Raw genomic sequence first — 23,494 nt, 5'->3', positions numbered from 1 at the left:
ACCGGCAAGCGGAGGCGGAGTCCGAGCGGACCGGCGTGAGCTGACCGACGGGAACGGCGACGGTGGGCGTTCGGAACGGCGGCAGGGACGCACCGCTCCGACGCGCTTATCGGGAGGTACTCCCAACGTCACGTCCATGAGCGGTCTCGACCTCGACTCGGAACAACTGGATCGCTACTCCCGGCACATCATCATGGACGACGTCGGTCCCGAGGGGCAGAGCGACCTCCTCGACTCGGAGATGCTCGTGCTCGGTGCGGGCGGGCTAGGCGCCCCCATCATCCAGTATCTCGCCGCCGCCGGGGTCGGGACGCTCGGGATCGCGGACGACGACGAGGTGGAGCGATCGAACCTGCAGCGGCAGGTGATCCACGGCACCGACGACGTTGGCCGGAAGAAGGTCGACAGCGCCGCCGACTTCGTCGCCGCACTCAACCCGGACGTCACGGTCGAACCCCACGGTCTCAGGGTCGAACCCGACGACGTCGAGGAGCTCATCGACGGGTACGACTTCGTGATCGACGGGACGGACAACTTCCGGACGCGGTACCTGGTCAACGACGCCTGCACGCTCGCCGGGGTCCCGTTCTCCCACGGCTCGATCTTCCGGTTCGAGGGGCAGATCACCACGTTCGCGGGGACCGACGACTCGCCGTGTTACCGGTGCATGTTCCCCGAGGCGCCGCCCGCCGGGATGGTCCCCGACTGTGCGACCGCCGGCGTCCTCGGCGTACTGCCGGGGGCCGTCGGGTGCATCCAGGCGACGGAGGCCGTCAAGGCCGTGCTCGGGGTCGGGGAACTCCTCGACGGTCGGATGGTGTTCTACGACGCGCTCGAGATGGAGTTCGACGCCGTCGAGATTACGAAGAAGGACGACTGTCCCGTCTGCGGCGAGGACCCGGCGATCGACTCCGTCCACGACGTGGAGTACTCGGCCTCGTGTGCCATTCCGAGGGAGGAAGAGCCCAACGTCGGGGGCGACTGACGGACGCTCGAGTCGGTAATCACCGCCTGCCGCCGGAGGAGACCGCGACCGTCTCCCGTTCGAACCCGTCGTCCTCGCCGCGCCACCGCCACGACCCCAGGAACGGGTAGCCGTCGAACGCGCAGATGGCGTACGAGTACCCCGGCCAGGTCGCCCGCCGGGCGTCCGTTTCGCTCGGTTCGGTCGGCCCGGCCGGGTGCGTGTGATAGAACCCCACGACCTCCAGTCCGGCTTCCTCGACGGCCTCGGTGATCGCGAACTGCTCCTCGGGATCCATCGCGTATCGAATCTCCGGCGTCTCCGCGACGTTCTCGGCCGGATACGCCGCGTCCACGACGCTCGCCTCGTCGTCGTACGTGCCCGCGAGAACGCCGCACACCTCCTCGGCCCCGCCGTCGTACCCCCGGTACACGATCTCGTCGTACGCCGATCGCCGTAGTTCGAGCATGAGTGGCGCTTGGTCCGGAAGTGAATAAAACGGCGAGAAACCGGCACGTCACCCACGCGGTGTGGTCGGCACGGCAACGCGATTCCGATGCGGGCGGTGGCCCCGGTCCGGTGGGGCGGCACGTTCGTTCGAACGTCGAGCCGGTTCCGCGAATCATAAGCCGGCGTACGACGAGGCGTACGGCGCCTCCGGTGATTCGAGCGGACACGGCCCGCGGGAGGGTCGGATCGAACGAGAGTCGGGACCGGCAGCACCGATCCCTGCACGTCCCCCGTGAAAGCTACGATTCCAGCGCGTCGGCGAGGTCGTGGAACGTCTCGATCGTTAGCGCGGGCTCCGTATCGTACGGCCCCCAGTGCGCGTTCCCTCGGTTGATCCAGACCCCCTGCATGCCGACGTGGATCGCACCCGGCACGTCCCACCAGCCGGCTGCCACGTAGGCGACCCGCTCGGCAGGGATGCCGATCCGGTCGAGGGCATGGCGGTACAGGTCGGCTTCCGGCTTGAACCGCTCGACTTCGTCGGCGCTGATCGTGTCCGCGATGAGGTCACCCAGTTCCGCCTGCTCGACCATCGACTCCAGCATCTCCTCGTTGCCGTTCGAGACGACGTAGCAGTCGTAGCCGGCTTCGTCCAGCCGTCTCATCCCGTCGCGTACGTCGTCGAAGACGGGCAGTTCGTGGTACGTCGAGAGGATCTCCGCGCGGTCGTCCTCGTCGAGGTCGACGTCCACTGCCTCGAGCGCGTACCGGAGGGCGTGGCGGTTCATCTCGTAGAACGAGTCGTACTCCTCGATGGCGTTCGCCACCATCGCGTAGGTCAGCGAGCGGTCGCGCCAGAGTTCGGCGACCGTTCCGGGGTTCTCGACGTAGTTCGACAGGGGTTCTTCGACGCCATCGACGTCCACGATCGTCCCGTAGGAGTCGAACGCTATCGTTTCGACCGCGTCGGGATCGAAGGACATACCGCGTATGCCTACTCGCCGTGCGGCGATATAACTAGGCCCGATTTCGGACGGAGCAAGTCCGCCCGGAGTAGCCGTACCATCGAGACCTTCGAGGGCAGTACACGGGTGACTGCGCCTCACGCTGGCATCGAACACGGTCGGGCTGGCTTCGGTGCCGGTCAGAAACCGTCCGCTCTCACGACGTCACAGCGTGGGGGCTCTCGATGATCGCCTCGTCGGAACTGCACGCGAAGAGCGAACACGCCTCGGCAACGCTCGAATCCCTCGCACCCGTCATTCGCGGACGAGCACCCGACTCGTGGGAAACCGCACGCTCCGGTCCTCGCGAGGGTATCGTCGACGTCCGCGAGCCGCAGGTTTCCGATCGGGATCCGGTTCGCCTCGTGTGCTCCCTTCGACATGGACGACGCCGCCGTTCGAGCCGAATCGCTTTGGCGCGCCTCGTCGGTGCGTTCACCATGCGAGTCGAGGGGCACTTCGAGCGGTTCACCGAGCGGGATTGGCAGCGGCTAGACGGGGGTGGACCGAACAGGTTCGCGATCGTGGGGCTGGGCGGGTTCGCCCGGGAGCGAGCGTTGCCGGCGATCGCGGGGGCGACGTTCTGCGAGCCGACGACGGTAGTGAGCGGGTCGCCCGGGAGGGCCGAGGACACGGCCGCGGAGTTCGGCGTCGAGCACGCCCTCGGGTACGACTCGTTCGACAGAGGGGAGCCCGAGGGAGAGTACGACGCCGTGTACGTCGCCACGCCACCGGCGTTCCATCCGGAATACGCGGCGATCGCGGGCGGACTGGGCAAGCACGTTCTCCGTGCTCCTCGTCGAGTGCGGGGACGTGTCCACGGAGCACACCGGTCCACCGGTCGACGAGGTCGCAGAGGAGTTCGACTACTTCGCACACTGCGTCCTCTCGGACGAGACGCCCGAGCCCGACGGGTTGGCGGACCTGGAGGCCATCGAGGCGACGTACGAGGCGGCGGAAACGGGTGGGACGGTCCCGATCGAGTACCGGCAGCGTGGACGTCCGCGTCGTTGACGGGCGTCGCCGCGATGTCGAACTAACCGGTCGCTTCGGCTGCTCCACGGCGGCTCTTCGGGGGCGCCCGGAAATCGTTCGCTTCGACGACCGGTCCTGACCTCACTCATCGACGAGCGTTCCAAGACGCCTATCGGGAGCGCTGTTGGCGATTCGACACGCAAGGCCGATGCTGTGATGCTGTTCGATGAGCGTCGCGGCGCGTTCGACGCGTTGCGTGCGACGCGTCGTCACCGTGACAGAAATCGAACCGATCCCGGTGAGCTTGGGTAATCCAGTTACTGTTACGCAAGTATAGATGTAAAGCAGTCTGGAGACCGGAAACAGTCCTCGGACGGGGCCTCTGACGAGGGATGAAAAACTCCCGCTACCCCGTCCGAGGCGCAGGAAGTTTGCGATCGGCCGCCGCGATCAGCCGGTTTGCCAGGCTAGCCCTTCACCCTCGTGGCCGGCGCCGTTGAACTCGAGCGCACATTCGGACCGTTCGTCGCCGGGCGGACGACGTGCTATCCACGGTTTCCGCGAGGTAACCCACTTACCGACGGCTCAGATTAGAGCGATGGACGCCGGGCCGAAATGGTCGTGTGGGGCATTCACACGACGATGGCTACGGAAACGAGGACCGCAACTGGGATCAGCACGGTTTCTTCGAGCGAATGGGTGGCGGGGGCGGTCGGTGGCCTCGTCGGGAGCGTCTTCTTCGGATTGATGATGCAGTTCGCGATGCCACCACCGCTCCCGGAGATGGCGATTCCCCCGATGTACGGCATCGAGGGACCGGCCCTCGCCGCGGGGTGGGCGCTCCACCTCTTCCACGGGGTCGTCCTCGGGTTCGCGTACGTGGCGCTCGTCCAGTTCGAGCCGTTCCGTGACCCGGCGCGGCGGCTCGGCGGGAGTCTCGCCCTCGGCGTCGGCTACGGCGTTTTGACCACCGCGCTCCTCGCCGTTCTCGTGATGCCGATCTGGCTGTCCGCCGTCGGCTTCCCGGCCGCACCGCCGTTCCCGAACGTCGCGATCCCGGGCACGGTCCTGAGCCTCGTGGGACATGTCGTCCACGCCATCCCCGTCGCTGTGGGCCACGCGCTCGTTTCCCGGAAGTTGCAGCCGGCAGCCTCGAACCGACGCACATCACGAGTCCCCTGCGGACGAGCCCCAGGCGAACGCAGGTCATCCGAGCGGAGGCCATCGACGTCGATCTAGAGCGGAAGCGGGTCGTGCTGGGCGAGGCGGAAGATCGACCACCCGTCGATGCGGACGGGCTGTTCGAATCGACGGAGGGTAATCACCAACTCACGCAAGCTCTCGACAGGTTGCGTCGGACGGCCGAACACGGAGGAACCATCGCGAAGCTGGGTCTCGAATGGCGATTTGCCGTGGTCATCTGACGGAATCATCGCCGAACGTTTCGGAGCGCCTCCACCACTAGGTGGCGAGAAATACGGTCCAGCTACGTGCCATCGTTTCCTCCGCGCAGCAACTCTTGATTCCTCCCTAAGGACGTTGTACCGATATCATCGTTGCCGTAATGGTCTTGTCATCGGAGCGTGTAGCATCCGGACGTGGAGCGAAGAACGATCGCAGTCACCGGGATGTCCTGTAACGGCTGTGAGCGGAACGTCGAGAACGCGCTCAAAACCGTCGAGGGAGTCACTCGCGTCGAAGCCGACCGCGAGGGCGATGCTGTGGAAGTCGTCGTCGACGAGGACACGGTAGACGACCTCACTGTAGCGATTCGAGACGCCGGCTACGACGTAACGGCCTAGCCGGTCGGCGTCTCCTCTCGTCCGACCGCTGAGCTCTCCCCGCCTACGGTGAAGTCGGCGGTGACGTCCCGCCGGCGAGCAGCCGGCCACCGAAGCTGTTGGCGAGGACGGCCGTCACCGACAGCACCATCGCGATCATCGCGAACGCCGGATGCACGAGGCCGGTCGTCGCGGCGGCGACGCCGACGCCGTTGAACGTGAACGCCGCCAGCAGGTTCTGACGCGTCTTTCGGTAGCTTTCGGTCCCGATCCCGTAGGCATCCATCACGCCGCCGAGCCGGTCGCCCATCAGGACGATGTCCGCGCTCTCGATGGCGACGTCGGTACCTGCACCGATGGCGATCCCGATGTCGGCTTGCGTGAGGGCAGGCGCATCGTTGATCCCGTCGCCGACCATCGCCACACGATGCCCTCCCTCCTGGAGTCTGCCGATCTCGTCACGTTTCTCGTCCGGCAGGACGCCGGCCATCACCTGGTCGACACCTACCTCAGCCGCGACTGCCTCGGCAGTGCGCTCGTTGTCCCCGGTGATCATCACGGGGGTAATCCCCGCGTCGGTCGTCCGTTGAACCGTCGCGGCAGCATCGGCCTTGATCTCGTCACCGATGCCGACGAGACCGACGAGGGTTCCATCACGAGCGATACCGGACACGGTCAGGCCCTGCTGCTGGAGGCGCTCGATCCCGTCGCCGGCCGCCGAGAGGTTGATACCCTCGGTCGTCAGCCAGCCGGGCTTTCCAACCAGCACCTCCGTCCCCTCAACCGTCGCCAGGACGCCCTCGCCGGTCACCGAGTCGAACGAGTCAGGATCGACGTACTCAACGCCGCGTTCGTCGGCGTACCCGAGGATGGCGTCGGCGAGGGGATGTTCGCTGAACGCCTCCGCGCTTGCCGCCGTCGCGACCACGTCCTCCTCGGTGGCTGCAAGCGCCACGACTTCGGCGACCGCTGGCGTCCCAGCCGTGATGGTGCCCGTCTTGTCGAGGACGATGTGGTCGACGTCGGGGAAGATCTGGAAGGCATCGCCGCTCCGCATCAGGACGCCTCGGTTCGCGGCTTTCCCGCCACCCCGAATCAGGGCCAGCGGCGTTGCCATGCCGAGGGCGCACGGATACCCGAGGACGAGAACCGCGAGCGCGGCGAAGGCTCCGGTCCGTACCTGTGGGCCCGTGCCGAGGAGCGTCCCGGGAACGACCGTCGGGACGAGAATCCAGAACAGGAACGAGAGGACGGCGATCGTCGACACGCCGGGAACGAAGTACTTCAGGACGCGGTCGGCGAGCCGGATGATGCTCGGCTTCATCGCGCGGGCCTCCTCGATTTCGCGGGCGATCTGAGTGAGGAACGCGTCCTCGCCGGTCGCGGTGACTTCGACGAGGAGGATTCCGGTCTCGTTGACGCTTCCACCGATCACGTCGTCGCCGGGCCGTTTCTCTTCGGGGATGGGTTCGCCGGTCGCGACCGACTCGTCGACGGTGGATTCCCCATCGACGACCGTGCCGTCGACGGGGATGGTCTCTCCGGGCGTAACCCGGACACGGTCGCCGACGTTCAGTTCGTCGATCGGGACCTCCTCGGCGCCAGCGTCGGTGACGCGCCGAGCGGTGTCCGGTCGCAGGTCGAGCAGACGCCGGACGGCCTGGGAGGCTCGCGTCCGGACGAGCAGGCTGGTGTATTCCGAGAGGACGTGATAGGCGGTGATGAACACGGAGACGGCGAAGAAGTGCACGGTCGGGAAGCTCGGGAAGACGAAGAGGCCGAGAAACCCGCCGAGCAGGCCCGCGAACGCACCCGCCTCGAGCAGGACGTGCTGGTTGAAGATGCCCCGGCGGAGGCTGTTGTACGCTTTATCGAGGATGTAGCGACCGGGGCCGAACATCGTGCCGAGTGCGAGCCCGAGCGTCACGAGATCCATCGCGAGCGACGTCGACTCGAACCGCCCAAGGACGACGATCATCCAGAGCATCAGCCCGGCAGTGACGATGGACGCACCGCCGGCGAGGAGGAGTCGTCGCTTCCCGTCGGCGAGCTCGGCCTGTCGTTCCTCGAATCGCTTCTCCCTGTCCGGGTCGCGAATCGTGTACCCGAGGTCGCGGAGCGTATCCTTGAGCTCGACCTCGCTCAGGATCGCGTCATCATAGCGGACGAGCACTTCCTCGTGGGCGAGGCTCACGTCGACGTCCTCGACGCCGCCGGTCCGGCCGTACGCCTTCTCGATGCTCTCGGCGCAGAACGAACAGGACATTCCGCCGACGTCGAACCGTTTTCGTGGCGTCCCCATCGCGGCGGAGGCTTACCGTGCGACGCTGAAAACCATTACGACGAGTATCATAGCGGTATTAGAACGATGAAACCACCGTTAGGAACGTGGCGTTACTCTTTCCGTCTTCGTCCACGTACGGCGTCACGAGAACATGGCGCTCCTCGAATCTGACGTGCCGATCAGGGAAGTCGTGACGACGGACCCGGAGAAAGCGAAAGCACTCGAGAACGACGTGCGGGCGAAAATCCTCGACATGCTCGCCGATACGGAGATGACGATCGAGGAAATCCACGACGAGCTGGGCCGTCGCGGCGAGGAGAAGGCCGAGACGACGGTACGCCACCACGTGAACGTCCTGAAGGACGCTGATATGGTCGAGATCGCTCGCCTCGAGGAGGCCGGTGGCGGGACGCGGAAGTACTACGGATCGAACACGCGAATGTTCTCCTACGAGCTCCCGGCGAGTAGTGGTGACCGACTTGCGTCGGCACGAAGGACGACCACCGAGGAGCTGGCCGCTCTGATCGGGACGCTTACCGAGAAGCACGGAACCGAACTCGAGGCGGTAGCTCGGGAGATGAAACCGTGTGAGTACTGTGAGACCCAGCACTACGAGGAGTTCGTCGTTCGAGAACTCCTCGATCGTGCACTCGTCGAACTCGGCGAAACCGGAACGCTCGACGACCTCCTATCAACGGCTGACTGAGGACTCCCGTTACGACGCGTGGTCCCTTCGTCATAGCCCGACGTACCGTCGGTACGGACGGTTTTCCCGTGGTTGGCTGGAATCGAGCTGACGGCACCTCTGAACCCAAAGGCACCGACTGTCCCGGCTACTACACGACGGCGAGGCGGAGTTCAGGTAGGATCGAACGATGAGGCGGAAAGCGGCGACAGCCGGACCGTGATGACGCTTGACACCCGCGTCCGCTCGGTCATACTACCTCCTTCCAATACAGATCCGGCGTTTGACGTATCCGGTATCGAACGCCGTCGGTCCACCGTGCTGGAACTGGATGTGGAGAGTCGACCGACGGCTGGTGACGACGCTAGCCGGGATCACATTCCCGGTCGGACGGGACCGTGATCCGACTCGGCGAGGGCCGGTTCCGGCCGTCCGTCGCCGTCGGGGCCACCACGAACCGCTCGCTCCCTGCCGACCCTTCCGGCGAGAACACGGGGATTCCACGAGCCCTTCCTCGCCGAGTTCCGGAACTGTCGCGTCGACGTGCGCTCGTTCTCGCCGACTGTGCACCGTGGATGTGTGCGGCACGCTCGCCAACACGAGCGCCGGGTCCGGTACGAGGTCCGCGGAGTACGGAACGGCGAGATTCATATCATATATAGTTCAAAAATACAAACCAACCAGGTCTCGAACCGTTTCGGCCATCCCGACGCGACCATCGCCGGAACCGATTGCGAGGTTCGGCTACGCATGGACCCGGCTAATGCGAACACGGTCGTTCAAGGAGGCGTCGCTGAACGTCTCGCGGACCGCGGAACCGGGAATCGGTCGAACCCGTACTACCGAACCGATCGGGCGGGGGGTGCCCTCCGAAACGCGCGATCGCGGGTGCCACGGATGCCCCGCAAGGGCCCTGACAGCGAGGTTCGTCCCGATGCGGGGCGGGAAACCGCACTCACTCGCCCCGCATCGGGACGAACCGGACGCCGCCGTGGCGCTCACGGTCGCCCCCGTCGGGCGTCACGTCGAGCGTGACCAGTTCCTGCCGCCGGTCGCCGACGGGGGCGACCACGGTCCCGCCGACGCCGACCTGCTCCAGGACGGCGTCCGGGACGGTCGGCGCGGCACAGGTGAGGTACGCGCCGTCGTAGGGGGCGTTCTCGGACCACCCCTCGTGACCGTCGCCGGCTCTGATCTCGACGTTCCCGTATCCGAGTCCGGCCAGCGCCTCCCGGGCCTCCTCCGCGAGCGACTCGTGGTACTCGACCGAGTAGAGGGTCCCCCGGTCGACGAGTTCCGCGGTCACGGCGGCGTGGTAGCCACAGCCGGTACCGATCTCGAGCACCTCGTCGTCGGCGTCGGGCGCGAGGAGGTCACACATCACCCCGACCATGTGCGGGGCGCTCACGGTCTGGCCCTCGCCGATGGGCAGCGGGCGGTCCTCGTAGGCCGCGTCCCGGCGCCCCGGCGGGACGAACTCGTGGCGCGGGACGGCCCGCATCGCCTCGGCGGTCGCCTCCCGCTCGACCCGGCCGGCGGAGACGAGTCGGTCCACCATCCGCTCGCGTGCCGCCTCGAAGTCCATGTGCGGTGTAGGTACGCGACCCGGAAAACTCCTCTCGCCGCTCCGGGCGGAACGCGCTCGGCTCGCTCAGCCGTCCCCGTCGTCGAGTCGAACGACCCGGTCGGCCCGCTCGCGCAGCGCCGCGAGCGCCGCGCGCTCCCGGACGGAGACGGGATCGTCGGTACCGAGTTCGTCGCTCTCGAAGGCGTTCAACACCGCCGCCTCCGCGCGGTCGCAGTAGTCCGTAAGCAGCCGCACCGCGCCCCGCTCGTGCTGGAACGGGATGGTGGCGTCGTTGACGAACACCGCGCGCGGGTCGGCCGGCGCTCCCTCGAGGAGCCGTCGGGCGCGGACCCCGTTGTCCTCCGCGAGCCGGACGGACTCCTCGACGGTCCCGCCCTCGGCGCGGGGCGCGTGGGCCTCGAGGACGCCCTGCCAGACGCCGTCCGGGAGCGCCCCGAACCGCGAGAGCCGGCCGCCCAGCACCCGCCCCTCGTGTTCGAGTTCGGGACCGAAATCGAGGACGACGACGCCGTCGACCCCGTGACGATCCACCCAGGCCTCGATCGCGCGGGCCGTCAGCCGGGTCTTGCCGACGTTCGACGGCCCCGTGACGAGCGTCGTCCCCGAGAGGGGGAACGGCGGGTCGGTCATCGCGCCGCGGCCCCCCTGAACGATTCGCGGACGTAGGTGCCGATCAGCACGAGGGTGGCCGCGCCGAGCGCGGCGGCGAAGGCGGCGACGAACGTCGGGATCGGGTCGCCCAGCTCCGGGAGCGCCTGCGACCCCACGAAGTTGCCGGCGAGGATCGCCGTGACGGCGAGGAGGACGACCCCGCCGAGGTTCGCGAGCGTCGAGTTCCGCTCGGGCACCGCGTCGCTGTTGAGGAGGTAGAGGACCACCGCGATGGCGAACGGCGTGCCGACGAGGCCGAACGCCAGCACGAGCACCAGCAGGGGGAAGAACACCCCGCCGAGGAACGCGCCCAACCCCGAGAGGAGCGCCACCGCGGCGAGCAGCGCCCGGTACCGGCCGTCGGAGACGTCGGTGCCCCACCCGAGTTTGTCGGCGATCAGGTAGGGCGGGACGACGGTGTTGCCCCCTAACGTGGAGACTGCAGCGCCCCAGAGCCCGAGGAGGAACAGCCACCTGGCGCTCGAGCCGACCAGCGGACCGAGCGCCTGCGCCGCCGACACCGCCGTGAGTTCGCCCGCGGTCACGTCGGGCGAGTGCAGGGCCGCCGCGGCGACGAGGAAGATGGCGAGGCTGTAGACGCCGAACGCGACGAGCATCGACGCCCCGACGTCGAACGTCGCCAGCCCGTAGTCCCGCGCCGTCCAGCCCCTGGCGCGCATCGTGTAGGAGTGCATCGTGATCAGGGTGATGTGGACCGCGCCGCCGAGGATCCCGGCCGCGACGATCGCGCCGTCGACGCCCGCCGGGATCCGGGGGACGAGCCCCGCCGCGGCGCCGGCCGGGTCGATCGGCACGACGAACAGCGACGCGAGGAAGGCGACGACGACGGCGGTCACGAGGAGCTTCGCGAGGAGTTCGACGAACCGGTAGCCGCGCCCGGCCAGCCCGAGCGCGAGGATCACCGCCCACCCGACGCCCCAGATCCGGGCGTCGACCCCCGTGACGGTCGCGCTGATGTCGGCGACGCTCTTCATGATCACCAGTTGAGCGAGCCCCGCCGCGAGCACGGCGTCGATCACGAGCACCCACGCCCAGCCCTCGCCGAGGTGGCGCTCGACGATCGTCACGATCCCCGCCTCGGTGAGCAGCCCCAGCCGCATCGCGAGGTACTGGGCCGACGCGCCGAGCACGGCCGACAGGAGGACGATCCACAGGAGGGCGTAGCCGAACGTCGCCCCGGCCGTGACGAGGCTCGCCATGGTCGCCGGCCCGGCCGCGATCGCCCCGGCGATCCACGACGGCCCCATGTCCGCGAGGTATGCCCGCCAGCTCCCCTCCGTCACGGCGGTGACGTCGTGTCCCCGGCTCCCGGGGCTCATCCGTCCCTCCACAGTCCGCCTCCCGCCCGCTCGATCCCCCGTCGTGCGCTCATCGACTCCGTCGTCGCGGCTGGCGAGTAAAAGCCTTCCCACACGGTGGTACCACCGACTACACCCGCCGAACGGTCGCGGCCACGGATCGGCGGCCGCGAGGGCGGATCGGCGGCCACGACGACGCGCGTCGGGACGGGGCGGTCACCGGTCGGTCACGTCCTCGCCGCCGTCCGTCGCGGGTTCGTCCAGCCGACGGATCTCGCGCGACAGGCGGTCGAGGTCGAACCGCGCGCTCGAGAGCCGCGCGGCGACGACGGTGAGCAGGGTCGAGGCGGCCGCCGCGCCGACGAACGCCGGGAGGTAGTCGGGGGCCGGAAGCGCCGGCCCGACGACGGGGAGGCCCGCGAGCGCCGACCGGACGAGCGGGCTCGGGAAGTACGCGAGGCCGACGACGAGCCCGACGAGGCTCGCACAGAGCACCCCCGGCCCGGTCGGCCGCCTGGAGTAGAGCCCGGAGAGCAGGGGTACCATCACGGCGACTCCAAGCAGGTCCGCGAGCAGGAACAGCCGCAGCACGCTCCGGGCGCGGAGGCTCACGTAGACGGCCGCGAGCGCGACGACGACGGTGAGCGCCCGGGCTGCCAACGTGAGCGTCCGGTCGGTCGTCCCCTCGACCAGCCGCGGGAGGTCCGCGGTGACGATGCTGGCCATCGCGTTGAACAGCGTGTCCGCGGTGCTCACCACGAGCAGGAGCGCGAGCACGACCACGACGAGGACGAGCCACTCGGGGAACGCCTCGTTCAACAGCACGAAGAAGGCGATGCTGGCGTTGTACGAGTCGCTCGCGGGGTCGACGACGACGTCGACGAAGCCGCGGGCGGCGACGCCGAACAGCCCCGCGAGCAGGACGATCAGGAAGTTGGTGACGGCGGCGGTCCGGAACCCCGCCCGGAGCGTCTCCGCGTTCCGGGCGGCGTAGATCCGCTGCCACCACGTCTGGTTGACCAGCTCCGCGCCGAGGACGGCGATCGCGACCCAGAACCCGAAACGGAGGCCGGTGAGGAACGTGGGATCGAGCAGCGACGGGTCGGCCGCGACCACCCGTTCGGCCACGGCGCCGGTCCCCCCGAGCGCGACCAGCGCGCCGACCGCGCTCGCGACGAGCAGCGGGACGATCAGCACCGCCTGGACGGTGTCGGTGAAGATGCTCGCCCGCAGTCCGCCGTAGGCGGTGTAGATCAGTACGAACCCGCCGACGAGCGCGGCGGTCTGCCACCGCGGCACGCCGGCGATCAACTGGAGCGCGCTCGTGATCCCCGTCAGCTCCGCCGCGAGGAAGACGAACATGTAGAAGAGACTCACCAGCAGGACGAACGCGTACATCGCCGGCCCGTACCGGGCGAGCGCGTACTCGGTCAGCGAGTGCCCTTCGGGGATCAACTCCCGGATGCGCGGGCCGAGCCGCGCGTACGCCAGCATCGGGATCGCCTCGCCGACGGCGTACCCCGCCACCGCGGCGACGCCGCCGAACGCCGCGCCCGCCTCGGCGGGCGCGAGCAGGATCCAGACGCCCATCACGGACGCGACGAGCGTGGCCGTCGTCGGGCCCCGGCCCGCCGAGTCGCGGGCGACGATGAAGTCCTCGACCGAGCCGATCCGCCCCCGCGAGTGCCACAACCCGGCCGCCGTGAGGGCCGCGAGCGTGGCCGCCGTCAGTCCGAGCGCGATCCCGCCGCTCACCATCGGCCGTCCCTCCGCGTGCTCATCGGCCCGGGCTTGCCCCCGGGCCGTGATAAAACCAGGTTATATCACAGCGTTATACCCGCGGTCAGGGGACTTATAGCGCCCTCGGGCGAACCCGGGGCCATGTCGCTGGTCCTCCCGAGCGAGATCGTCGTCGAGCGCCTCCTCCCGACGGTGCGGGCGATGCTCGCCGCCCGACTCAGGGAGCGGGGGCTCACCCAGCAGGAGATCGCGGACCACCTCGGAGTGACCCAGGCGGCCGTCAGCAAGTACGTGAGTGGTCGGGCGACCGTCGAGGAGCGGTTCCGCGAGAACCCCCGGACCGCCGCGACGGCCGACCGGATCGCCGACGGGCTGGCGTCCGGTAGCATGGACGGGTACGACGCGCTGGCCGAACTCCTCGAACTGATCCGCGAGTTCGAGGACCGGGGGCCGATCTGCGAACTCCACGAGGCGGAGATGCCGGCGCTGCGCGGTCTGGGCTGTGACCTCTGCGTGCGCGGCGTCGACGCGGAGGTCGAGGAGGAGCGCGACGCGCTGGCCAGCGTCCGGGAGGCGACGCGGATCCTCGCGACCGCGCCGGGGATGGCCGGCTACGTGCCGAACGTCGGGACGAACGCGGGGACGGCGCTCCCGGACGCGGCCGACCCGACCGGCGTCGCGGCGGTCCCGGGGCGGATCTACGCCGTCGACGGGCGCGTCGAGGTGCCCGCGAACCCGGAGTTCGGGGCGTCCCGGCACGTGGCGACGGCGATCCTCGCCGCGAACGACGCCGACCCGGCCGTTCGGGGGGCGGTGAACGTCGCCACGCGCGAGGACCTGCTCGCGGCCGCCCGGGGGCTGGGCGTCGACCCGCTCGAGTTCGACGCCGACTACGACGACCGCGGCGAGCGGCTGCGGGGGCTGTTCCGCGACCGCGGCGTCCCGCCCGTGGTCTACCACCGCGGCGCCTTCGGCATCGAACCGATCACGTACGTGTTCGGCGAGACGGCGGCCGAGGCCGCGGAACTCGCCGCCAACCTCGTCGCGGCGGCCGAGGACTCGGCGTAGACGAACCCCCGCGGCGTGGAACCCTCGCTCGTGGGCCCGGAGAGGCATCGAGGGGGATGCCCGGCACATCCCGTCACGGGGGCGAGGGGGGGGGTCACTCGTAGGCCGCGTCGAAGAACTGAACTTCCAGGGCGACGGTCCGCCGGAACAGCCGCTCGACGCGGCGCCGGCGTCGCTCGTCGAGCGCGGGACCGTACCGGTCGAGTTCGCCCCGCAGCCAGTCGACGAACGCCTCGAACGCGGGGTCCTGGTGGAGCCCGATCCACTCGGACAGGTAGAACTCGTCGGGCGTCCCCCCTGTTCCGGAGGCCCACGACAGGTAGATCCACTCGGCCGGCACGAGCACCGCGAGTGTCTCCTCGTAGTCGCCCTGGAGCGCGGCCCGGACCAGCAGGTCCTCGAACGCCTCCGTGACGTCGGCCCGCTCCGGATCCGCTCGCTCGTCGTCGGGCACGCCCAGCGCGTCGAACGACCGCTCGAAGTAGTCGTTCTCCTCGTCGGTCAGCGTCCCGAGGAACTCCGTCAACGAACCCTTCGCGTCCATGGTCGGCGCCTGTCCGACCGCGTGGCCGAACGCGCCGACGAGCGCCCCGACGAAGGCGTAGTCCTGCACGAGGTAGCGCCGGAAGACCGCGTCGTCGACCGTGCCGTCGGCGAGTTCCGCCACGAACCCGTGCTCGACGGCCTCGGTCCAGTCGGGTTCCGAGCGCTCCCGCAGCCAGTCCGTGAAGCGTGCGTCCGCCCGGTCGGCGGCGTATCGGTCGAACGTGTCGGCCGTCACAGCTCCCACCCCTCCTGCCGCCACGCGGCGTCCCAGAACCGGTACTCGTAGCGCGCCGACGTCAGGAACAGTTCGCGGTAGCGCTCGCGGTCGCTCCCGGTCGCGTCGGCGGCGACCTCGTCCATCAGCCCCTTGCACCACCCCGTGAGCTCCGTGAACTCCTCGCCCGAGTACGTCTCGATCCACTCCGCGTACCGCTCGTCGTCCGGCGCGCCCGCCGCGGCGAGGCGCTTTCCGGTCTCGTTGAACCCCCACATGCAGGGCAGGAGCGCGGCCACGAGGTCGCCGAACGTCCCGAGCGCCGCGGTGCGCACCAGGAAGTCGGTGTACGCGCGCGTCGTGGGCGAGGGGGTCGTGGCCTCGAGCTCAGCCTCGTCGATGCCGAACTCGGCCGCGTACGAGCGGTGGAGGTCCATCTCGACGTCGACCGTCGAGTCGAGGAGGTCCGCGAACGTCCTCATGTGCTCGAGCGTGGGCGCGTTCGCGGCGCCCAGCGCGAACAGCCTGGCGTACTCTTTCAGGTACACGTAGTCCTGGCGCACCCAGTACCGGAACGGCTCCTCGTCGAGCGTCCCCTCGCCGAGTCGGCTCACCATCGGATGCTCGAGGATGGCCGTCCAGACCTCGTCGGCCTCCCCGCCGATGTCGTCCGTGAAGGTCACACGGGCGGAGTCGTCGGAGAACCCGAAAAGTGTTATGACGGGCTTGTACAAATGGGTTATATGGCGCGGAACCCAGCACCCGACGCGCGGCCGGTCGCGCTCACGATCGCCGGCAGCGACTCCGGCGGCGGCGCCGGCATCCAGGCGGACCTCAAGACGATGGAGGCGGGCGGCGCGTTCGGCACGAGCGCCGTCACGGCCGTCACGGCCCAGAACACGCGCGGCGTCGAGTCCTCGCACGTCCTCCCCGTCGCGGAGATCGAGGCGCAGATCGACGCCGTGTTGTCCGACTTCGACGTCCGCGCCGTGAAGACGGGGATGCTCGCGACCGAGCCCATCGTCGCGTCGGTCGCCGACGTCGCCGCCGACCTCGACGCGCCGCTGGTCGTCGATCCCGTGATGGTCGCGGCCACCGGCGACCGGCTGCTCGACCCCGACGCCGAGGACGAGTACGAGACGCTGCTCGCGCACGCGACGCTCGCGACGCCCAACGCCGACGAGGCCGAGGTGCTGACGGGGGTCGACGTCGAGGACCGCGCGAGCGCGGTCGAGGCCGGGGAGGCGCTGCTCGAAACCGGGGTGGACGCGGCGCTGGTCAAGGGGGGACACGTCCCCGGCGACCGCGTCCGGGACGTGCTCGTCGCGCCCGAGGGCGTCGAGACGTTCGAGCACCCCCGCGTCGACACCGACGCGACCCACGGCTCCGGCTGTACGCTCGCGAGCGCGATCGCGACCCGCCTCGCGCACGGCGACCCGCTCGTCGACGCCGTCGCCGAGGGCGTCTCGTTCCTGGAACGGGCCGTCCGCTACCACCTCGACGTGGGGGAGGGGCCGGGGTCGGTCCACCACCTGGTCGCGCTGCGCGACCGGGCGGCCCGCCAGCCCACGGGGGAGGCGGTCGAGGAGGTAGTCCGGCGGTTCGTCGAGGCCGACGTCTCGCCGCTCGTGCCCGAGGTGGGGATGAACGTCGTCGCGGCGACGCCCTACGCCGAGGACCCCGGGGAGACCGCCGCAGTCGAGGGGCGGATCACCCGGACCCTGTCAGGGGTCAAGCCCAACCGCGGCGTCAGGTTCGGGGCGTCGAGCCACGTCGCGCGCTTCCTGCTCTCGGCCCGGGAGTTCGACCCGTCGCTCCGGTTCGCCGTCAACTGCCGGTTCGACGACCGTGTCGAGCGGGCGCTCGGCGCGCTCGACGGCCCCGCGGTCGAACTCGACCGGACGGAGGAACCCGACCCGGACGTGGAGGGGAGCACCATGGGGTGGCTCGCGCGCCGGGCGGTCGGGCGCGCCGACGGGACGCCGGCCGCCGTCTACGACCGCGGCGACGTCGGCAAGGAGGCCGTCACGCGGGTCCTCGCGCCCGACGCGGGGACGGCCGTCGACCGGGTGCTCGCGCTCGCCGGCGCCCTCCCGGACGAGTGAGGGGTCCGCCCGTCGGGGACCGGTGACGGCCCCCGCCCGTCCGGAACCGGCGAACGCCGGCGGCCGGTGCGGGCGTCGACGGCGACCACGCTAGCGGACGGACCGGACGGTCGGCTACCAGGCGGACCAGGCCGTCGAGGTCTCGTCGCGGGCGTACACCCGCTTCACGTCCTTGGCGAACACCACGTCGCCCTCGTGGTCGAACTTCTCCCGGCGGTAGCCCTCCGAGTCGTCGCGCACCTGCACGCCCTCGATCTCGAACTCGTCGTCGCCGAAGCGCTCGACCTCGCCGACGGTGAACTCGAAGTCGCCCGGGACGTACACCTTCAGGCTCCGCGTCTCCTCGCGGCGGCCGCCGTTCGGGTGGACGGTGACGTTGACGCCGACGTTGTCGACGACGCGGGTCCACACCGTCCCCACCTCGCCGAGCGGTGCCTCCTCGACCCGTCGCTCGCCGTCGAGTTCGACGGCGGTGACGCGGACCTGCTGGATGGCCTCCTCGGTCTCGACGACGAACTCGTCGGCGATCGCGACGGTCTCCTCGGGGTTCGCGGTCAGGGTCGTCGGGTACGACTCGTCCTCCTGGGAGACGACGACGTCGACCTCCGCGGTCTCGGGCCGCTCGACCTCGATCTTGTGGGTGTGGCCACACTCCGTACAGCGCACGGTGGCGTGGCCTCCCGGTTTCAGCACCTCGTGGGGGGTCCGGTCGCCGCAGCCTGGACAGTCCGCCGGCACGCGCTCGGCGGGCTCGGTGTCGCTCATGCGCCCGACTACCGGCCGTGGGCGTAAAACCTCTCGTTTCCGTCCGCGCGGCGTGCGACGACGCGGTGCCACGCGAGGTGTATCTTTTTGTAGAATTCGAACGAAGGTACATGATAGTTGGCAAACCATGTCCCGAACCGAGCAAGGATGGTTTCATCGGATCTCGAGCGATGACGGTCACCGAACGGAAGGGCGTGACGCTCTGGGGACGAACATCGCGGCGGGGAAGGCGCTCGCCGAGGTAATCCGGACGACGCTGGGTCCCAGAGGAATGGACAAGATGCTCGTGGGCGCGTCGGGAACGGTGATCGTCACCAACGACGGGGCTCGGATCCTGGAGAAAATGGACATCGACCATCCGGTCGCCCGGTTGATCGTCGACGTCGCGACCGAGCAGAAGGACCGGGTGAACGACGGAACGACCACCACCGCGATGTTGACGGGGGAACTCCTCGGGAGGGCCGAGGTACTCCTCGACCGGGGCGTACATCAGACCAGCATCATCGACGGCTACCGGGATGCCGCGTCGAGGGCGACCGAGGCGATGACGGACCTCGTCGTCGAGGTGGACGTCGACGACCGCACCCGACTCGTGGACGTCGGTCGGACGGCGGTCACGGGCAAGTGGGACGAGCGCACCGCCGACGCCCTTTCGGGGCTCGCCGTCGATGCCGTGCTCGCCGTCGCCGACGACGGGGCCGCCGTTCACGACAACGTCGTCCTCCAGACGGTGATCGGCGGGTCGCCGGGGGACTCGGAGTTCGTCGAGGGCGTCGTCATCGACATGGAGCGCTCGTCGACGTCGCTCGAGACGTTCGACGCCCGCCTCCCGACGCGCATCGAGGACGCCCGGATCGCGTTCGTCGACGACGAGATGACCGTCGAGACGTCCGACGCCGTCTCCCACCTCACGTTCGAGTCACCGGAGGGACGACGGGCGTTGCTCGAACACGAGGACGCGGTCTACGCCGATGCGGTCGAGCACCTGTCGCGGGTCGGTGCCGACGTGGTGTTCTGCCAGAAGTCGATCGACGACGGGCTGCGTAGCCTCCTCGCGCGCGAGGGCGTCCTCGCGTTGGAGCGGACCCGCCAGGACGAGATGCACAAACTGGCCCGCTCGACCGGCGGAGCGCTCGTCATGTCGACCGGCGAACTCGTCGAGGCAGACGTCGGCCGCGCGGGCCTCGTCGAACGGCGGACGGTCGCCGGGGCCGACCTGACCGTCGTGAGCGAGTGCCCCCGCTCGAGGCAGTACTCGCTCGTCCTCCGGGGCGGCTCGGAGCACGTCGTCGAGGAGACGAAACGCGTCGTGGAGAGCTGTATCGACGTGGTCGCGCTGGCCGTCGAGGAGCGACGCCTCCTCGCCGGCGGCGGCGCGACCGAGGTCGAACTCGCCCGCGTGCTGCGCGAGCACGCCGACTCCGTCGAGGGGCGCGAACAGCTCGCGATCGAGGCGTTCGCCGACGCGCTCGAGAGCGTCCCGCGGACGCTCGCCGAGAGCGCCGGGCTGGACCCGATCGACGCGCTCGTGGAACTACATCGACGTCACCACCTGGGCGAGTCCGGCGCGGGGATAGACGCCGTCGAGGGGGAGGTCGGGGAGATGGCCTCGGGCGGCGTCCTCGAACCGTTCCTCGTCAAGCAACGGGCGCTCGCGGGGGCCGAGGAGGCCGCGAGAACGATCCTCCGCGTCGACGACGTCGTCGCCGCCGCCCCCGACGCCGACGAGGGCGGCCACGACCACGACCACGGGGGCCCAGGGGCCCTCCAGAGCACCGAAGGCTACCCGTGGACGCTCGGGCACTCGTCGTAAACGCGTCCCGACCCGTGCTCCGCTGACAGTCGGTGATCCGGCCGAAAAACCGAGGCCGACCGGGGGCCGACCACGGTCATCGCGTGTTCGTCCTACGACGGCTGCGCGAGGTCGCCCTCCGAGACGGTGTGCGGGTCCTCGAGTCCCTCCGGCGCCGGATCGAAGTCGAACACCTCGGTCGGCACGGAGACGGTCACACAGGAGTTGGGGAGGTCGACGATCCCTGCGATCCGGCTCTCGACCGGCACCGTGCTCAGGATGGTGTACGCCTGCTCGCCGGTGTACCCGAAGTTCTTCAGGTAGTCGATCGCGTCGAGGCAGGCCCGACGCATCCCGACGGTGGAGTTCTTGTAGAACTGGGTCCCGTCCTCGTCGACCGAGTAGCCCTCGAAGACGAGGTAGCTCGCGAAGTCGGGGTCCTGGTACCCGGGCTTGAACATGGCGTGGTCGATCCCGAACCGCTCCATCCCACCCTTGATGAGATCGACCTTGAGGTCGATCCACCCGGCGATCTCGATGGCACCACAGAAGGTGATCTCGCCGTCGCCCTGCGAGAAGTGGAGGTCGCCCGTGATGAAGTTGGCACCCTCCACGAACACCGGGAGGTAGTTGCGCGACCCCCGGCCCAGGTTCTTGATGTCGCAGTTGCCGGCGTTCTCGCGCGGGGGAATGGTGCGTGCTGCCTCCTCTGCGGCCTCCTCCACGTCCTCCTCGGGCATGTCGCCCAGAATGACCTCGTTCGGCTCCGGCGGGAGCGCGAGGGGCGGCTGGTCCTCGCCGGTCTCGTGGTTGACTCCCTGTGGCGAGTCCGGCCCCGCGTCGATGAGCGCCTGCTCGCGCTCGTTCCACTGCTCGAGCAGTTCGTGGGACGGCGCCGTCCCCACGATGCCGGGGTGGACACAGCCCGGGAACCGGACGTCCGGGATGTGCCGGGACGACGTGAGGACGCCGTCGGTGTCCCAGATCGCCTTCCGGGCGTTGGGGAAGTGGTCGGTCAGGAACCCGCCGCCGTTCTCCAGCTCGAAGATGCCGGTGAAACCCCACTCGTTGTCCGGGAACGGGCCGAGGTCGAGGATGTCGACGACCAGCACGTCACCGGGTTCGGCGCCCTGGACCTCGATCGGTCCGCTCAGGTGGTGGTTCGGGTCGAGACGCATGTCCCGAATGTCGTTCGCGCTGTCGTCGTTCACGACCTGGTTCCCCGTCCAGTCGAGACACTCGACGCGGAACTTCTCGCCGGGTTCGACGGACGCGGCAGGGGGAACGTCGGGGTGCCATCGGTTCACGATCGGGTCCGGTTGCTCGTCGATGGGGGCGTCGACGTCAACCTCGAATACGGTCTCTGGCATGGGCCGTGGTAACATTGGACTCCAAATCAATTATAATTGAGCATCGGCCCGTTCACTTACGAAATCCCAATTGAATCTTCGAGTTGTCACGCCGTAACACGCGTAAGGCGCGGAGGGAAACGGAATCGTCAGCTGTTTCCGTCAGAAAATAGCGTCGTTCTATGGCCCCGTTCGGACCGGGTACGGACCACGTCGATACGGGGGACGCGGCACGTCGACGCGAGGGCGACCGCGGGCTCCTGCCCGACGCAACTGTTAACCCCGATTTACACGTCATGTACCGCGAGGAATGGATTCGAACGGACTCCCCGACGACGTCGACGAGGCCGTCCCGCTGTACCACCGGATCTGGGACCGGTTCGGCGACGAGCCGTTCGCGGCGCGGGAACTGGCGCAATGGCTGGATGCGCACGAGGCCGACGGCCGGGACCGCGGAACGCGGGACCTCCCGGACCGCCTGGCGTCGCTCGTCGCGTACGGGTTGCTCCGGCGCGACGGCCCGGACCGGTTCCGGGTCCGGTGTAGACCGGGCGAGAGCGCGGCCGAGTGGCACGCGCGGCTCGAACCGCGCACGGAGGCGCTCCACCGGCGGGTCCACGGCGCCGACCTGTACGACGGTTCGGCCGACGACGGCGGGGACCCGGAGGGGGAGATCAGATACCGGGGGAGCGCGTACCGTGGCGTCCTGGTCGACGGGTCGACCGACGTCGGGGAGCTTCACGACGCGCTGACCGAGGTGCTGGAGCGCTCCCCGGAGTACGACGGGGTCGTCCTGCGCGCGCCCGCGACCGAGGCCGGCACCGTCCAGTGGCTCGCCGACGGCCTCTACGACGTCGGGGCGACCGACGTCGACGGCCGCCGGTTCGAGAAGGTGAACTCCCTCGTCGTCGGCGACGACAAGGACGCGCTCGAGTACCGGATGTTCCTCGCGCCGGAGCGTGCCTAGCACGCGGCGCGTCGAAGGGCAATCCGGTGGCCCGTCCAGCCAGCGATCCGGTGGTGCGTCGGAGTGTCCGGCGGCGCGTCGGGACGACGGTCCGCCCGGGGCGGGATGTAGTTTTAGGGCGATCCCCGCCAATCGGTACGTGACGACATGGCATCCAGACTTGACATCGTCACCCCCGGCGAATCCGACGACGAGGCGGTGAACGAACTCCTGCGGGAAGCGGAGGAGGGGTGGTACGAGGACGCGGCGTTCTTCGGAGCCATGGCACATCAGCCCCGGCTGTTCAAGCGGATCGCGTCGACGCTCGAGGCCTTCCCCGCGAGCGACTCGCTCGACCCGGCGTTGCTCGAGTTGATGCGACTCCGCGTGGCTGTCGTCCACCGGTGTGCCTACTGTGCGACGGTGCGAACCCGGGGTGTTCGCGACGACGTGGCGCCCCGGGAGGACGCAGTCCTGGGCGAGGACGTCGGGACCGACGCGCTCACGCGGCGCGAGGAACTCGCGGTTCGGGTCGCCGACCTGCTCTCGCGGGACCCCCACCGACTGTCCGACGAGTTCTTCGAGGACCTCCAGGGGGAGTTCACCGACCGGGAACTCGTCGAACTGTTGCTGTTCGCGAGCCTGGAGGTCGGACTCGATCGCTTCACGGTCGCGCTGCGACTCGACACCGCCGAGGGGAGCCCCTACCCGACCCCCCTCACGTACCCGTTCGACCCATGAACACCGGAGACCACCCGCGGGGATCGCCGACCTCCGGCGTCGACGGCGTGACTCCGTCGGGCGACGTCGGAGGGACGGCCCGGCCGTGGAGGGGGACGGAATGGACGTCGAGGTGAGCCGCGAGACGGTCTGGAAGCTCACGTACGCCGTCGACCACCACCTCGACGAGACCGTCGACGCGGGCCAGTACCCCGTCGACTGGCGCGTGGAGGTGCTGGTGAGGGTGTGGGACCGATTCGACGCGGATGGCGGGACGACCTGGCGCGACGCTGCACGCCGCCTCACCGCGGACCGGAGCGACGCGAACGTCCGGATGGCCGACCTGGAGGGCGAACGACGGGTCGACGTCGACGGGGGGCTGGTCCGGCGCGTCCGGGAGATCGCCGCGGCGGAAGCGTCCGACGGCGGGGAGACCGACCGCTCCTTCGACGAGGCCCTCCGCGCCGTGCTGGACGCTTGGAACGCGTACTACGGCGGACAGGGGCTGGGCTGGAACGGATGACACGCTACGGATCGCCGTCGGCCGG

General features: G+C 69.4%; 22 protein-coding genes and 1 pseudogene. 12 read left to right on the top strand and 11 right to left on the bottom strand.

The annotated features are described in order from the left end of the window. Positions 1–136: 136 nt before the first annotated feature. Positions 137–985, top strand: a complete 849-nt coding sequence (gene ubaA / locus HUG12_RS18905; protein ID WP_179270269.1) for an SAMP-activating enzyme E1 — start codon at positions 137–139, stop codon at positions 983–985. 19 nt (positions 986–1,004) lie between these two features. Here ubaA and HUG12_RS18900 read toward each other — a convergent pair whose 3' ends face one another. Next, positions 1,005–1,433: a desampylase gene (locus HUG12_RS18900; RefSeq protein ID WP_179270268.1), complete on the bottom strand. Its 429-nt coding sequence runs from the start codon at positions 1,431–1,433 to the stop codon at positions 1,005–1,007. Positions 1,434–1,713: 280 nt separating this feature from the next. Then, the gene (locus HUG12_RS18895; protein WP_179270267.1) at positions 1,714–2,397 is read right to left on the bottom strand and encodes a haloacid dehalogenase type II; all 684 of its coding nucleotides are present in this window, start codon (positions 2,395–2,397) and stop codon (positions 1,714–1,716) included. A gap of 206 nt (positions 2,398–2,603) precedes the next feature. On the opposite strand from HUG12_RS18895, the pseudogene HUG12_RS22070 reads away from it, so the two are divergent. The 4 genes and pseudogenes from HUG12_RS22070 to HUG12_RS18880 form a co-directional block, all read left to right on the top strand. Further along, positions 2,604–3,146 (top strand): annotated as a pseudogene (locus HUG12_RS22070) (Gfo/Idh/MocA family oxidoreductase); the annotation flags it as partial. 61 nt (positions 3,147–3,207) lie between these two features. Beyond that, entirely contained in the window at positions 3,208–3,432 is a 225-nt protein-coding gene (locus HUG12_RS21775) for a hypothetical protein (RefSeq protein WP_246308089.1), read from the top strand. Between the two features lie 576 nt (positions 3,433–4,008). Beyond that, positions 4,009–4,632 (top strand): hypothetical protein, encoded by a 624-nt coding sequence (locus tag HUG12_RS18885; RefSeq protein WP_321169609.1) that lies wholly within the window; start codon positions 4,009–4,011, stop codon positions 4,630–4,632. A 359-nt stretch (positions 4,633–4,991) separates the two neighbouring features. Further along, the gene (locus tag HUG12_RS18880; protein ID WP_179270266.1) at positions 4,992–5,195 is read left to right on the top strand and encodes a heavy-metal-associated domain-containing protein; all 204 of its coding nucleotides are present in this window, start codon (positions 4,992–4,994) and stop codon (positions 5,193–5,195) included. A gap of 43 nt (positions 5,196–5,238) precedes the next feature. Here HUG12_RS18880 and HUG12_RS18875 read toward each other — a convergent pair whose 3' ends face one another. Then, entirely contained in the window at positions 5,239–7,476 is a 2,238-nt protein-coding gene (locus HUG12_RS18875) for a heavy metal translocating P-type ATPase (protein ID WP_179270265.1), read from the bottom strand. 133 nt (positions 7,477–7,609) lie between these two features. Here HUG12_RS18875 and HUG12_RS18870 point away from each other — a divergent pair, with 133 nt between their 5' ends. After that, positions 7,610–8,164 carry an ArsR/SmtB family transcription factor gene (locus tag HUG12_RS18870; protein ID WP_179270264.1) on the top strand — a complete coding sequence of 185 codons (555 nt, stop codon included), beginning with the start codon at positions 7,610–7,612 and terminating at the stop codon, positions 8,162–8,164. Between the two features lie 934 nt (positions 8,165–9,098). Here the strand turns inward: HUG12_RS18870 and HUG12_RS18865 are convergent. The 4 genes from HUG12_RS18865 to HUG12_RS18850 form a co-directional block, all read right to left on the bottom strand. Then, complete coding sequence (locus HUG12_RS18865) at positions 9,099–9,728, bottom strand: protein-L-isoaspartate(D-aspartate) O-methyltransferase (RefSeq protein WP_179270263.1); 630 nt, start codon at positions 9,726–9,728, stop codon at positions 9,099–9,101. A gap of 66 nt (positions 9,729–9,794) precedes the next feature. Continuing rightward, positions 9,795–10,361: a hypothetical protein gene (locus tag HUG12_RS18860; RefSeq protein WP_179270262.1), complete on the bottom strand. Its 567-nt coding sequence runs from the start codon at positions 10,359–10,361 to the stop codon at positions 9,795–9,797. After that, on the bottom strand, positions 10,358–11,650 hold the full coding sequence (locus tag HUG12_RS18855; RefSeq protein WP_218836493.1) for an NRAMP family divalent metal transporter: 1,293 nt from the start codon (positions 11,648–11,650) through the stop codon (positions 10,358–10,360). The genes HUG12_RS18860 and HUG12_RS18855 overlap by 4 nt, the downstream gene beginning before the upstream one ends. A gap of 267 nt (positions 11,651–11,917) precedes the next feature. Then, positions 11,918–13,459 carry a sodium:solute symporter family transporter gene (locus HUG12_RS18850; RefSeq protein WP_179270260.1) on the bottom strand — a complete coding sequence of 514 codons (1,542 nt, stop codon included), beginning with the start codon at positions 13,457–13,459 and terminating at the stop codon, positions 11,918–11,920. 123 nt (positions 13,460–13,582) lie between these two features. On the opposite strand from HUG12_RS18850, the gene HUG12_RS18845 reads away from it, so the two are divergent. After that, positions 13,583–14,509 carry a thiamine-phosphate synthase family protein gene (locus HUG12_RS18845; protein ID WP_179270259.1) on the top strand — a complete coding sequence of 309 codons (927 nt, stop codon included), beginning with the start codon at positions 13,583–13,585 and terminating at the stop codon, positions 14,507–14,509. A 94-nt stretch (positions 14,510–14,603) separates the two neighbouring features. On the opposite strand, the gene HUG12_RS18840 is transcribed toward HUG12_RS18845, so the two are convergent. Together HUG12_RS18840 and tenA are read right to left on the bottom strand one after the other, a co-directional pair. Then, entirely contained in the window at positions 14,604–15,290 is a 687-nt protein-coding gene (locus HUG12_RS18840) for a TenA family protein (RefSeq protein ID WP_179270258.1), read from the bottom strand. Beyond that, positions 15,287–15,952 (bottom strand): thiaminase II, encoded by a 666-nt coding sequence (gene tenA / locus HUG12_RS18835; RefSeq protein ID WP_179270257.1) that lies wholly within the window; start codon positions 15,950–15,952, stop codon positions 15,287–15,289. Before tenA ends, HUG12_RS18840 begins: the two co-directional genes overlap by 4 nt. A gap of 60 nt (positions 15,953–16,012) precedes the next feature. Here tenA and thiD point away from each other — a divergent pair, with 60 nt between their 5' ends. Continuing rightward, the gene (gene thiD, locus HUG12_RS18830) at positions 16,013–17,374 is read left to right on the top strand and encodes a bifunctional hydroxymethylpyrimidine kinase/phosphomethylpyrimidine kinase (RefSeq protein WP_179270256.1); all 1,362 of its coding nucleotides are present in this window, start codon (positions 16,013–16,015) and stop codon (positions 17,372–17,374) included. A gap of 114 nt (positions 17,375–17,488) precedes the next feature. Here the strand turns inward: thiD and HUG12_RS18825 are convergent, their stop codons facing one another. Continuing rightward, a complete protein-coding gene (locus HUG12_RS18825; RefSeq protein ID WP_179270255.1) occupies positions 17,489–18,139 on the bottom strand; it encodes an HVO_0476 family zinc finger protein in 651 nt (216 codons plus the stop codon). Between HUG12_RS18825 and thsA the strand changes: the two genes are divergently transcribed. Beyond that, positions 18,138–19,952, top strand: coding sequence for a thermosome subunit alpha (thsA, locus tag HUG12_RS18820; protein WP_321169607.1), 1,815 nt, complete (start codon positions 18,138–18,140; stop codon positions 19,950–19,952). The genes HUG12_RS18825 and thsA overlap by 2 nt on opposite strands. Before the next feature lie 92 nt (positions 19,953–20,044). Here the strand turns inward: thsA and fmdA are convergent, their stop codons facing one another. Further along, positions 20,045–21,301, bottom strand: coding sequence for a formamidase (gene fmdA / locus HUG12_RS18815; protein WP_179270253.1), 1,257 nt, complete (start codon positions 21,299–21,301; stop codon positions 20,045–20,047). A gap of 289 nt (positions 21,302–21,590) precedes the next feature. On the opposite strand from fmdA, the gene HUG12_RS18810 reads away from it, so the two are divergent. The 3 genes from HUG12_RS18810 to HUG12_RS18800 all read left to right on the top strand — a co-directional run bounded on the left by HUG12_RS18810 (position 21,591) and on the right by HUG12_RS18800 (position 23,469). Next, positions 21,591–22,247 (top strand): hypothetical protein, encoded by a 657-nt coding sequence (locus HUG12_RS18810; RefSeq protein ID WP_179270252.1) that lies wholly within the window; start codon positions 21,591–21,593, stop codon positions 22,245–22,247. A gap of 147 nt (positions 22,248–22,394) precedes the next feature. Next, positions 22,395–22,967: a carboxymuconolactone decarboxylase family protein gene (locus tag HUG12_RS18805; protein WP_179270251.1), complete on the top strand. Its 573-nt coding sequence runs from the start codon at positions 22,395–22,397 to the stop codon at positions 22,965–22,967. A gap of 85 nt (positions 22,968–23,052) precedes the next feature. Beyond that, positions 23,053–23,469 carry a hypothetical protein gene (locus HUG12_RS18800; protein ID WP_179270250.1) on the top strand — a complete coding sequence of 139 codons (417 nt, stop codon included), beginning with the start codon at positions 23,053–23,055 and terminating at the stop codon, positions 23,467–23,469. Positions 23,470–23,494 lie beyond the last annotated feature (25 nt).

This window comes from Halorarum salinum, assembly GCF_013402875.1.
In the GTDB taxonomy this organism is placed as follows: Archaea; Halobacteriota; Halobacteria; order Halobacteriales; family Haloferacaceae; genus Halorarum; species Halorarum salinum.
Note: the sequence above shows the minus strand (reverse complement) of the source record. Positions and strands in the feature narration are given on the sequence as shown.